We start from the raw sequence: 12,644 nt of genomic DNA on the forward strand, positions 1-12,644 counted from the left end.
AAATTGATAATCATTATCGTTTAAATCGATTGAGGTCTAATCTGTTTACAAATAGTTGCAAGTTGGGTGCTTTTTGCGCGAACGGTTGTTATTAGGTCGCGAACTTGAAGCTTTTTAAGAAAAAATTGGGTAGGGTGCGAAAGATTTATTTCGATGTACATCTTTATCGTGAATAGACCTAAACCAATTTGTTTAGGAACACATGGGATTTGAGAATGAAAGTATTTTATAAAAGCCTTATCGCACTCGGTTTAAGTGCTATGTCTGCACAATCTTTTGCAGCAGCGTTTCAATTAGCAGAGCAAAACGTATCAGGTCTTGGCCGTGCCTATGCTGGTGAAGCAAGCGCGGCGGACGATGCTTCTGTAGTTGGTCGTAATGCGGCACTGATGACGCAATTTAACCAAGCTCAAGCGTCAGTTGCTGCTATGTATGTGATGCCAGACGTGAGTCTAGCTGGTACTAGTACCAACAATGGTATGAACCCAAATGTACTTGATGACAGCAGCATCGCACCAAACGCTGTGATACCTGCGGCTTATTACACCCAGCCAATTAATGACCAATGGTATGTTGGCGTGGGCGTATACTCGCAATTTGGTTTAGCGACCGAATTTGACGCAAACTATGCAGCAGGTCAGCTGGCTGGCGAAACAGAAATTGTCACGATTAACACCAATTTCAGCGTGGCGTACAAAGTAGACGAGCAATGGTCTTTGGCATTCGGTCTTGACCATGTGTATGCTGATGCGAAAATCGTGCGTAATTTTGGTGCCTCACCATTACCAGTACCAGCGCAAACAGAAGCAGTGCGTTTAGAGGGTGACGACCAAGCATTTGGTTGGCATGTGGGCGTAGCGTACGAGTTAGACGCGCAAACACGTATTGGCTTTAGCTATCGCAGCGAAACTGACATCACTTTTGAAGGCGATTTCAGCAATCAATTACCAGCAGGTGCGCCATTCTATGGTACGCAAGGGCAAAAGTTACCAGGTAGCGTAGAGCTAACTCTACCTGCTATGGCTGAGCTTTCAGCTTCACATCAATACAATGAGGTGATAGGGGTACACGCCAGCTTAAATTGGACGGGTTGGAACAGTTTCCAATCATTAGCGGCTCAAGTTGAAGGCCGTGGTACGGTATTTAGCAAAAATGAATCGTTCTCTAATTCATGGCGTGTTGCGGTTGGCTCTGATTACCAATACTCAAAAGAGCTTAAACTGCGTTTAGGTTTGGCTTATGACCAATCACCAGCGGATCAAGCGCACTTGTCGATTTCTATCCCAGACACAGACCGTATTTGGTTCTCATTCGGTGGCGAATATCAAATTGACGCACAAAGCAGCGTTGATGTAGGCGTAAGTGTATTACGTGGTAAAACACAAAACTTTGTTGAGCACGACAACCTAGGACAAGCGTGGGGCTTTGAATCACGCGGTCACGCGACTGTGATTGGTGCGCAGTACAACTACGCATTCTAAGCGCTATTAAAGCTCAGCTGTATTGATCACAGTGGAAAAAATGGCTGCCAAGAGGCAGCCATTTTTTTGCCTTATCAGCGTGACATAAAGTCGCGCCATAGACACTAAACAATAAAAAAGGCGCCAAGCGCCTTTTTCAATTTCAGTTTTAAGTTTGGCGGGTTGCCCCGCACTCACTTTAAGACTGACGATATTTATAGACTTTCTATTTTGGCTTTTTGCGCTAACAGTTTGTCTTTTGCATCTTGGTATTCAGCAAGCTTTTCACGCTCTTTTTCCAATACCGCAGCTGGAGCATTGCTGACAAACTTTTCATTTGCCAATTTGTTCGCAACTTGTGCTAATCCTTTTTCTGCCTTTTCCAATTGCTTTTCGATACGTGCAAGTTCAGCTTCAACATCGATTAAGCCCGCCATTGGGATCATAATCGCAAGATCGCCGATAAAGGCGGTTGCAGAGGCTGGCGCGTCGTCTTTGTTGGCTAGAATAGTAACGCTTTCCATTTTCGCCAATGAGCTTAGGAACGCGCTGTTGGCGTCTAAACGGCGTTGGTCCTCAGCATTGACACCCGCTAGCAATACGTTCAGTGGTTTGCTTGGACTAATGTCCATTTCACCACGAATATTACGGATAGCGAGGATAAATTGCTTCACCCACTCTAAATCTGCCATTGCTTGGCTATCTACTTGGCTGTCGTCAAAACGTGGGAAAGCTTGCAGCATAATGGTTGATGCTTTAATGCCTGCCAACGGCGCAACACGTAGCCAGATAGTTTCTGTGATGTATGGCATCAATGGGTGCATTAACCGCAGTAAACCTTCCAGTACCGTGATTAAAGTATGGCGTGTACCACGTTGTTCAACTTCTGTGCCTTTGAATAGTACTGGTTTAGTGAGTTCTAAGTACCAGTCGCAGAACTGGTTCCAAGTAAATTCATAAACCGTGTTGGCTGCTAAGTCGAAACGGAAGTTATCCAAATGCTCGTTAAAGGTTTTAACTGTGTGCTGGAATTGACCTAAGATCCAACGGTCTGCCAGTGACAGTTGCTTGTCGCCACCATTGAAACCACAGTCTTGCTCTTCGGTATTCATCAGCACATAACGGCTGGCGTTCCACAACTTGTTGCAGAAGTTACGGTAACCTTCAAGACGGTTCATATCCCAGTTGATGTCACGACCTGTCGATGCCATCGCAGCAAGAGTAAAGCGCAGCGCGTCAGTACCGTGTGGCTCAATGCCTTTTTCAAAAGTTTTACGGGTGTTTTTCTCAATCTTGGCGGCAAGTTGCGGCTGCATCATATTACCGGTGCGCTTTTCAACTAGGCTTTCAAGGTCGATACCGTCAATCATGTCGAGCGGATCAAGCACGTTACCTTTTGATTTCGACATTTTATCGCCGTTTTCATCACGGATAAGGCCCGTCACATACACGGTTTTAAATGGTACTTGTGGCTTGCCATCGTCATCTTTGACAAAGTGCATGGTCATCATGATCATCCGGGCAACCCAGAAGAAAATGATGTCAAAACCAGTTACCAGCACGTCAGACGGATGGAATACTTTTAGGTCTTCGGTTTGTTCTGGCCAACCTTGCGTTGAGAATGTCCAAAGGGCAGAAGAGAACCACGTATCGAGTACGTCGTCGTCTTGAGTAAGGCTGATATCTGCGCCAAGGTTATGGTTAGCACGTACTTCCGCTTCGTCGCGACCTACGTAAACCTTACCTTCAGCATCGTACCAAGCAGGGATTCGGTGACCCCACCATAATTGGCGTGAAATACACCAATCTTGTACGTCACGCATCCACGAGAAGTACATGTTTTCGTATTGTTTTGGCACGAATTGAATGTCGCCGTCTTCAACTGCTTTAATCGCAGGTGCTGCTAAAGGCGCAACGCGTACGTACCATTGGTCAGTTAGTAATGGTTCAATCACAACGCCAGAACGGTCGCCGTAAGGTACGGTTAGGCTGTGGTCGTCGATTTTTTCGAGCAGGCCAGCGGCTTCAAACTCAGCAACGATTTGCGCACGTGCATCAAAACGGTCTAAACCGTGGAAACGCTCAGGAATGGGCGCGTCAAATGATAATGGCTTACCGTCGAAAGTGAAGGTTTCACCGGCAGTGAGGATCGCCGCATCTTTGTTGAACACGTTGATCATAGGCAACTGGTGACGTTTACCTACTTCGTTGTCGTTAAAGTCGTGCGCTGGGGTGATTTTTACGCAGCCCGTGCCTTTTTCCATGTCAGCATGTTCGTCGGCAACAATGGGAATACGGCGGTTCACGATCGGCAGTAAAATCTCTTTGCCGATTAGGTCTTGATAGCGCTCATCAGCTGGGTTTACTGCAACACCCGTATCACCCAGCATGGTTTCTGGACGGGTGGTGGCAACGACTATATAGTCTTTACCGTCTTTAGTTTTCACACCGTCTGCTAGTGGGTAGCGTAAGTGCCACATATGACCTTGTTTGTCTTTGTTTTCTACTTCAAGATCAGAAATTGCGGTGTGGAGTTTTGGGTCCCAGTTAACTAGGCGCTTGCCACGGTAGATAAGGTCGTCTTGGTAAAGACGCACAAACACTTCTTTTACTGCGTTTGACAGGCCTTCATCCATAGTGAAACGTTCACGGTCCCAATCAACCGATGCACCAAGGCGACGTAATTGGCGAGTAATCGTACCGCCAGATTCACCTTTCCATTCCCACACTTTTTTGATGAACTCATCACGGCCTAAGTCATGACGGGTTTTGCCTTCTTCAGCGGCGAGTTTACGCTCAACCACCATTTGTGTTGCAATACCGGCGTGGTCAGTACCCACTTGCCATAAAGTGTTGTTACCTTGCATCCGTTTGTAACGGATCAAAGTATCCATAATGGTATCTTGGAAGGCGTGGCCCATGTGTAAGCTACCGGTGACGTTCGGTGGCGGGATCATGATGGAATACGCTGCACCTTGGCCAGATGGTTTAAAGTAGCCTTTGCTTTCCCAGTCTTGATAGAGCGACTGTTCAATATCTTGTGGATTATAGGTTTTATCCATTACACAGAACCTTTATTAAATACCTTATTGCGAGATCTCTGTCGTTGTAATGCTCGCGCCCATCGCTCGTAGCGCTTTAAAACGCTCACGAGCTGCTTGTTTGGCAGCGGATTCAACGGGTACAAAATCAATTACATGATTAAAACGGCGAATAAAATCGGGCAGTTTTGTGGCTAGGTTGAGCAGTACTGTACGTCTGCCTACCGGCGGCGTTTGACCAATCTCAACCGCCGCGCCGCCTTTGGGGCCCTCACCTTGCAAGTTATGCGGGACAAAACTATCGGCGTCGAATTGCCACAACAGTTCATCAAACGCATGGGCTTGACTCACATCATCGACGTACACAAATACCCGTTCCCCTTGGCGATATTGCTGGGCAACAGTGCGCGCTGCTAAGTCAAAATGTGCCGATTGAGTTGGCTCTGTTTCGGCATTGGCGGCGAGCACGTAAAAGTGAGCTGTGGTGGTCATAATGTGGTGACAAATTGTCCGATTTGCTCGTCAACTTACAAAGCGCCACTGGCGAATTTTCGACGACTAAAAATAAAACCGCATTCTGACACAGAATGCGGTCTCCTTCAATCAACCTAGCCTAGGCCCACCTTGGATTTAGTCCGCTTGACCTAAGCTGATATTGGCGCGGTTTAGCAAGTATTGGGTAAGCATAGGTACAGGTCTACCCGTTGATCCTTTGTTCTTACCGCTACGCCAAGCTGTACCTGCGATATCTAAATGCGCCCAGTTGTATTTTTTAGTGAATTTAGACAAGAAGCACGCAGCGGTGATCGTCCCTGCAGCACGGCCACCTAAATTACTGAAATCCGCAAATGGGCTTTCGAGCTGTTCTTGGTAATCATCCCACAGTGGTAATTGCCAAGCGCGGTCGCCACTTTGCTCAGAAGCTTTTAATAAGTCATGGGCAAGTGGGTTGTGGTTTGACAAGAGACCTGTGGCGTGATGACCAAGAGCAACGATACAAGCACCCGTTAAGGTTGCGACGTCGATAACTGTTTCAGGTTCAAACGCTTCCACATAAGTCAGCGCATCACACAGCACTAAACGGCCTTCGGCGTCAGTATTGAGCACTTCCACCGTTTGCCCTGACATCGTAGTTAAAATGTCACCTGGACGATAGGCATTAGCGCTTGGCATATTTTCACAGCCAGCCAGAATACCTATGATATTGAGAGGCAGTTTGAGCTCAGCCACAGTGCGCATTAAACCAAGCACCGAGGCGGCGCCACCCATGTCGTATTTCATTTCGTCCATAGCTTCAGCTGGTTTAATTGAAATACCGCCAGAATCAAAGGTTAAGCCTTTACCAACAAACACGATTGGGGCTTGTGATTCAGGTGCGCCGGTGTAATGGATCACCGACATAATAGATTCGTTAGCACTACCACGGCCTACCGCAAGGTAAGAGTGCATGCCAAGCTCTTCCATTTCTTTTTCGCCGACTAAATTCACTGTGACTTTATCAAACTCGCTGGCAAGCGCTTTTGCTTGTTCGCCCAAATAGGCTGCGTTACAGATATTGGGTGGCATATTGGCAACGTCTTTACACAGCTTAGAACCTGAGGCGATAGCTAACCCGTGTTCGATGGCGGTTTCACCAATCGGTAATTCACGGCGAGTTGGCACGTTAAAGACGATTTTACGTAGCGGGCGGCGTAAGTCGCTCTTTTTGCTTTTCAATTGATTAAAGGTGTAGAGGCAGTCTTGGGTGGTCTCTACTGCTTGACGAACTTTCCAGTAAGTATCGCGGCCTTTAACGTGTTGCTCAGTTAAAAAGCACACCGCTTCCATTGAGCCTGTTTCATTGAGGGTATTGATGGTTTTGGAAATAATTTGTTTGTATTGTTTATCGTCAAGCTCGCGCTCTTTTCCACAGCCTACCAATAACACCCGCTCACTTAGAATATTTGGCACATGGTGTAGTAATAGCACTTGGCCAGTTTTACCTTCAATATCACCACGGCGTAGCAAGGTAGAGATATAGCCTTCACTAATTTTATCTAACTGTTCGCCAATGGGGGATAACCGGCGCGGTTCATAAACGCCCACCACAATACACGCACTGCGTTGTTTTTCCGGGCTTCCGCTTTTTACGCTGAATTCCATTGCGACTCCTAGTTGTCTTTCGGTCAATTTGAACTTTATACATCAATTCGCATCAATACCAGTAAAGCCGTGATATTTCATTACATCGGCATAACGTCTGGTAGGATTATCGGTCACGATGACATATAATAAAGTCACTAAAATAAAGAGTTTACCCAATTTTTTGCACTATTCCAGTGAAATAAGACGCTTATAGGGGCAAACATTGCTAATTTTTCGTTATTTAACTGCCGAAGTTCTGAAATCTCAGCTCGCGGTATTCCTAACCTTGATGACTATTTTCGTTTCGCAGAAGTTTGTGGTGATCTTGAGCTCGGCTTCGGAAGGCAGCATTCCCGGTAAAATGGTACTGGCATTTCTTGCGCTTAAATTACCGCAATTGGCGTCTTTGATCCTGCCACTGAGTATATTTTTAGGCATCATACTCGCCTACAGCCGAATTTATGCCGACAGCGAAATGACGGTGCTGCGCGCTTGTGGTGTCAGTGAATGGTATGTAGTGCGGGTAACTTTGGTGTCGAGCGCAGTGATGGCGGTATTGGCAGCGGTATTGACGTTGGGATTGGCGCCCTGGGCGAGCGAAAAAGAATATCAGTTGCGTGAGCAAGCGGACGCTGAGTCGGGCTTATCTGCACTGCGGGCGGGCCGTTTTCAGCAAACCGGTAACGAAAAAGCCGTGGTGTTTGTCCACAATATCGATAATGGTGGCACAGATCTACACAAAGTCTTTGTCGCGCAGTTGCCAAACAAAGACAGCAATCATGAGGCGCGTATTGTGTATGCGCAAACCGGTAAAGTATTAGAATCGGATAGTGGCGAGCAACAACTGCTGCTGGGTTCAGGTAAGCGCTATGAAAGTGAAGACAGCAGTTTAGCGGTCAATCTTACCGAGTTTTCTAGCTATCAAGTACAAATACGTGAGCAAGCCATTGAACATCAGCGCCGTAAACTTGAAGCGGTACCAACGCACAAATTATTAGAAATGAACACCACTGAAGCGATAGCGCAGTTCCAGTGGCGTATTGCCATTCCGCTGGCCATTCCGCTGCTCACCTTAATTGCGGTGCCGCTTAGCGTGGTCAATCCAAGACAGGGTAAGTTTGCCAAGTTAGTACCAGCCATTAGCTTATATTTGGGTTACTTTATTTTGCTGAACGCAGCGCGTTTTGCCGTAGCCGATGGCAAAATCCCGACTTCCATTGGACTTTGGTGGATACATCTAAGCGCCTTGTTTATTGGTGCCTATTTAATCGTTAAAGGAAGGCCATTTGGGGTGTGGTTACGTGCGGTGTTTCTGCGTCGGGAGAAACTAGCATGATGAAAACGTTAGATTGGTATTTGGGCAGAAGCTTGCTGCAAACCACAGGTTTTGCACTTATGGTGTTGGTCGGGATTAGCACGCTTATCAAGTTTATTGAGCAACTGAAATCGGTTGGTCGTGGTAATTTCGATATTATGGATGCGCTGCTGTACACCCTTTACAGCGTGCCGGGTGACTTAGTGGTGTTTTTCCCGATGGCAGTATTGATTGGTGGCTTAACTGGGCTTGGTGCTTTGGCTTCAAACAGTGAGCTTATTGTGATGCAAGCCGCGGGGATGTCGCGTTTTAACATTATCACCTCGGTGATGAAAACCGCTGTGGTATTGGCGCTGTGCATGATGGCGGTGGGCGAGTGGGGCGCACCGCAAGCGGAGAAGACCGCTCATGATTTGAAAACCCGAGCCATTCACGGTGGTGAAGTGTTCAATGCGCAAAAGGGTATTTGGGCCAAAGATGGCAGCAATTTTATTAATATCGCTAATGTTGATCAATTTGGCGTGTTGCAAGACATCAGCATCTATCAATTTGATGAGTCTTTGTCCTTGACTAACATCATTCGTGCGAAGGCGGGGCACGCGCGGCGTGATGGCTGGCTATTTAAAGAGGTGGAGCAAGTGGTAATGGGCAAAGAGCAGATCACCGCAAGTACGCAGCCAGAATTGTTTTATCCGTCACAATTAAATGCGGAAAAACTCGGTGTGGTGTCTATTGACCCTGAATCACTGTCGTTTTCTGGGCTATGGTCTTATTTGGATTATTTGAGCCAGAACGACCAAGATACCAGTACCTATGAATTAGCACTATGGCGCAAGTTGATGCAGCCAGTAACCGTCGCGGTGATGTTGCTGGTGGCGCTATCTTTTATATTCGGACCTTTACGCTCTGTGAGTATGGGTGCGCGCATTATTATGGGCGTGGTAACTGGTATCGCTTTCCATTTAAGTAATGAAATCTTTGGCCCAATTGTGATGGTTTACCAAGTCCCAGCGGTATTTGGTGCTGTGATGCCAAGTATCTTATTTATCGGTTTTGCCAGTTATTTACTGCAAAGACGAACATAATAAACACTCGCGAAGCGCTGTTATCTTACCTAATTAGCGCGACTTTATGTCGCGCTGATTCTTAAAGGTAAATCTAAGCTGACTACAAAGCTTTAATCTAAGCTCTGATAAACACGGCGGTTTTCTTCTTTACTTAACACCACAACTTGTGTACCAGTGAGCCAATCTTGTAATGCACGCTGATGTTTAAAATCCACCAACACCACTAAATTACCTAAGCCGAGTAAACTGCATAGACTGCGTAAGCTGGCTTGTGTGAAAGAGGGGAGTTGACCATCTAAAGTTTGCACTTGGATACGCCAAGCACGCATGCCAATGGTTTGCCCACTGCGACTCCAAAAATAACCAAAGAACAACACCGACACGCCGACGATCAGGATTAGTCTTAAGGTATAAAGTAAGGGAGTATCTTGGATCAGGATTGAAATTTCTTTAAAGCCATTAAGCGATAACCAACCAAAGGCGATACAAGCTTCGATGGCAAATAAATACAGTGCAATACTCAACATGGCAAACGCAATGACGACTAATCCATCGTAAACTAACGACGCGAGACGGCGAAAAAAACCTGCGCGAGGGAACTTAGACATAACAATTCTCGACAAATAAACTCGCGGCATTTTACATCAAACTCAAGCTAAATGCAGTGTTTGCGCAGTTTTGTTCAAAGAATAAGCAGTTAACACAAGTAAATCAAAAAATTACTTGCTGCGCTTATGAATGTTTGTATAATGCAGGGCATAGAGACAAGGGCAGATAAACAAAGCCTGAGCTCAAAGTGGTTTTTCTTTATCTTCTCTAGATTTAGAAGATTAAAGAAAAATGATGCCAGTGTGATGGAATTGGTAGACATGACGGATTCAAAATCCGTTGCCTTCGGGCGTGGCGGTTCAAGTCCGCCCACTGGTACCACTTTACTAACCCCAACCTAAATGGTTGGGGTTTTTTTATGCCTGAAATTTGTCATCAATAAAATATTAACTGATCATGCGGACCTGAGTGCCACGCGGGTGGCACTGATGCAAGTTAAGAGTCCACCCACTGGTACCACTTTAATAACCTGAGCCGTAATGGTTGGGGGTTTTATCTATAAATCAATATATTACGATTTAAAGATGATTGTTATAAGCGTTTAAACCAGGCCAATAAAAACTCGGGTCATCGCTTAGGTTTGCTAAGTAAAGTGCATCAAATTCTGCTTGATGAAAAAGAAGAGCATATTCAAAAACACCGAGCACAAATTGATATTCAGCCTTTGAGCGACATTGTGCTTAAGCATCAAGCAGAAAACCCGGAAAACGCTATTCAACAGCTAGAAGTAGCCCAGCAATTAGTGCCAGACGCTTCTCTCGTCGAGCACAATCTGAAAAAGCTTAACGATGAGTAAGCGCTGTGGGCTTTTTAGACTGAAATTAAAAGGCTCATAACTTATTTTACCTCTTGAACTCGACGACACATCAGGCTTGTATCGCGTATTACTTTTAACTCTAGGTTGAATTAGGTAGGCTACTCCCGATTTTATATTTGGAGGATTTCGCGATGTTGCGAACTATTGTATCTGTAAGCTTAGGATTAGCATTCAGTTTTGGTGCTTATGCCAATGAGGTCATGACGCCAGAAAAACTCTGGCAAGTAAAACGAGTCAGTGCACTTGGTTTAAACAAAGACCAAACCCACGTTATTTATAAAGTAACCACGCCAAATGTGGCAAATAACGACTTTAGCAGCAAAGTATATCAAGTCTCACTCAAAGGTGGTGATGCAACGTTGCTTGAAGCTTACCAAGGTTTGCTTATCGACAGCAGCATCTCACCAGATGGCAGTAAAAAACTGTTTCATAAATCAGTGCAATTAGAAAATATCCTTGCGACGGACCGTCATAAAGAACTCACAAAAGCCAACGCGTATGTGTACGACGATTTAAACTATCGTCATTGGGATACGTGGAAAGACGGCAACTTTAAGCATGTGTTTTATCAAGACTTAAAAACCGAAGCCACCGTTGACATCATGCAGGGCGAGCCTTTTGAAAGTCCAACGGCACCGTTTGGCGGTGCAGCGGATTACACTTGGGGCCCGAAAGGCGAAAACATTTACTACGTCAGTAAAAAGCTCTCAGGCACTGAGTACGTAAAAAGCACCAATACCGATATTTATCGTTATAACCTAGCGACCAAGCAAACCACGAATATTACCGAAAGCAACTTAGGTTACGACAAATACCCCGCGTTTTCTAAGCAAGGCCAGTTAGCTTGGCTGCAAATGGACATGCCGGGCAACGAAGCTGATAAAAACGATATTATCGTTAAAGCAGGCGACCGTGACGTGAACTTAACCGCTCATTGGGATAGCACGGTAAAAAGCTTTAAATGGAGCCATGACGGTAAGCAAATTTACTTTGTGGCACCGGTGAATGGCACGGTTCAGCTGTTTCAAGTCGACGTGAACCTAAAAGGCAAAGCGCAACCAAAAATCAAACAATTGACCAACGGTCAGTTTGATGTGAATGGCATTGTTGCAGCGCTTGAAGGCCAACTTGTGGTCACGCGCAGCAGCATGAATGCGGCGACAGAAATCTACAGCTTTAATCTAAAAAACAACAAGCTGACCGCGTTAACTAAAGAAAACGATGCGTTTTATGCCGGCCTTGATTTACCGAATGTTGAAAAACGTATTGTAAAAACCAAAGACGGTTTAGACATGGTGACGTGGGTGATTTATCCACCAAACTTTGATAAGAGCAAGAAATACCCAACGCTTCTGTATTTACAAGGTGGCCCGCAGTCGGCGCTGTCGCAGTTTTATTCTTTCCGCTGGAACTTCCAACTAATGGCTTCACAAGGCTATATCGTTGTTGCCCCTAACCGCCGTGGTATGCCGGGTCATGGTGTAAAATGGAACGACGACATCAGCCACGATTGGGGTGGCAAAGTAATGCAAGATTACCTTGATGCGATTGATGACGTAGCCAAGGAATCGTACGTGGATAACACCCGTTTGGCAGCGGTAGGCGCAAGTTACGGTGGTTACTCGGCGTTTTATTTAGCGGGTAACCATGACGGCCGCTTTAAAACCTTTATAGCACACTGCGGCATCTTTGACCTGCGTAGCATGTATGGCACCACCGAAGAGCTGTTCTTTGTTAACAACGAACTCGGCGGCGCTTACTGGGAAAATAACGAAGCAACCCAAAAAGCATACAACCAATTTAACCCAATTAATTACGTGGATAAATGGAATGCGCCAATGTTTGTGATCCATGGTGGCAAAGACTACCGCGTACCGCTAGAGCAGGGCATCGCCGCGTTCCAAGCTGCTAAAGTGCGTGGTTTACAGAGCCGCTTCTTATATCTGCCCGAAGAGAACCACTGGGTGCTACAACCGCAAAACGGTATTGTATGGCAGCGTGAGTTCTTTAAATGGTTAGAAGATACGCTTTAATATTGAATTTTAAGTCTTTCTAAATTCAATAAAAACATAATGCCAGTGTGAACGCACTGGCATTTTGGTTTTGGCCCTACAGCACCCACACCAATAGGTGGTTATCATTGATAGGGTTATGCCCAGGGCAAGAGCATGAAAAATCACTTGCTATTCAATACCTTTTCTAAATAGCACT

The 12,644-nt window shown here is 45.7% G+C and carries 8 protein-coding genes, 1 tRNA gene and 1 pseudogene; 6 read left to right on the forward strand and 4 right to left on the reverse strand.

Annotated elements, in window-relative coordinates; translation table 11 throughout:
• The first annotated feature begins 215 nt into the window (after positions 1–215).
• A complete protein-coding gene (locus tag ACFOEE_RS11715) occupies positions 216–1,481 on the forward strand; it encodes an outer membrane protein transport protein (protein ID WP_377124399.1) in 1,266 nt (421 codons plus the stop codon).
• A 194-nt stretch (positions 1,482–1,675) separates the two neighbouring features.
• Here the strand turns inward: ACFOEE_RS11715 and ACFOEE_RS11720 are convergent, their stop codons facing one another.
• The 3 genes from ACFOEE_RS11720 to pepA form a co-directional block, all read right to left on the reverse strand.
• The gene (locus tag ACFOEE_RS11720) at positions 1,676–4,522 is read right to left on the reverse strand and encodes a valine--tRNA ligase (protein ID WP_377124401.1); all 2,847 of its coding nucleotides are present in this window, start codon (positions 4,520–4,522) and stop codon (positions 1,676–1,678) included.
• 24 nt (positions 4,523–4,546) lie between these two features.
• Positions 4,547–4,993 carry a DNA polymerase III subunit chi gene (locus tag ACFOEE_RS11725; RefSeq protein WP_377124403.1) on the reverse strand — a complete coding sequence of 149 codons (447 nt, stop codon included), beginning with the start codon at positions 4,991–4,993 and terminating at the stop codon, positions 4,547–4,549.
• Between the two features lie 138 nt (positions 4,994–5,131).
• Positions 5,132–6,643 (reverse strand): leucyl aminopeptidase, encoded by a 1,512-nt coding sequence (pepA, locus tag ACFOEE_RS11730; protein WP_377124405.1) that lies wholly within the window; start codon positions 6,641–6,643, stop codon positions 5,132–5,134.
• Positions 6,644–6,848: 205 nt separating this feature from the next.
• On the opposite strand from pepA, the gene lptF reads away from it, so the two are divergent.
• Together lptF and lptG are read left to right on the forward strand one after the other, a co-directional pair.
• Positions 6,849–7,961 carry an LPS export ABC transporter permease LptF gene (gene lptF / locus ACFOEE_RS11735; protein WP_377124407.1) on the forward strand — a complete coding sequence of 371 codons (1,113 nt, stop codon included), beginning with the start codon at positions 6,849–6,851 and terminating at the stop codon, positions 7,959–7,961.
• The gene (gene lptG, locus ACFOEE_RS11740; protein ID WP_377124409.1) at positions 7,958–9,025 is read left to right on the forward strand and encodes an LPS export ABC transporter permease LptG; all 1,068 of its coding nucleotides are present in this window, start codon (positions 7,958–7,960) and stop codon (positions 9,023–9,025) included. The genes lptF and lptG overlap by 4 nt, the downstream gene beginning before the upstream one ends.
• Positions 9,026–9,117: 92 nt before the next feature.
• On the opposite strand, the gene ACFOEE_RS11745 is transcribed toward lptG, so the two are convergent.
• On the reverse strand, positions 9,118–9,615 hold the full coding sequence (locus tag ACFOEE_RS11745; protein WP_377124411.1) for an RDD family protein: 498 nt from the start codon (positions 9,613–9,615) through the stop codon (positions 9,118–9,120).
• 237 nt (positions 9,616–9,852) lie between these two features.
• Here ACFOEE_RS11745 and ACFOEE_RS11750 point away from each other — a divergent pair.
• From ACFOEE_RS11750 to ACFOEE_RS11760, 3 genes and pseudogenes are all read left to right on the forward strand, one after another.
• A tRNA-Leu gene (locus ACFOEE_RS11750) sits at positions 9,853–9,937 on the forward strand.
• Positions 9,938–10,127: 190 nt separating this feature from the next.
• Positions 10,128–10,412 (forward strand): annotated as a pseudogene (locus ACFOEE_RS11755) (cytosolic protein); the annotation flags it as partial.
• 152 nt (positions 10,413–10,564) lie between these two features.
• Positions 10,565–12,466 carry a S9 family peptidase gene (locus ACFOEE_RS11760; RefSeq protein WP_377124413.1) on the forward strand — a complete coding sequence of 634 codons (1,902 nt, stop codon included), beginning with the start codon at positions 10,565–10,567 and terminating at the stop codon, positions 12,464–12,466.
• Positions 12,467–12,644: the final 178 nt, after the last annotated feature.

Origin of the sequence: Pseudoalteromonas fenneropenaei, assembly GCF_042643375.1 — a bacterium.
GTDB classification, from domain to species: Bacteria; Pseudomonadota; Gammaproteobacteria; order Enterobacterales; family Alteromonadaceae; genus Pseudoalteromonas; species Pseudoalteromonas fenneropenaei.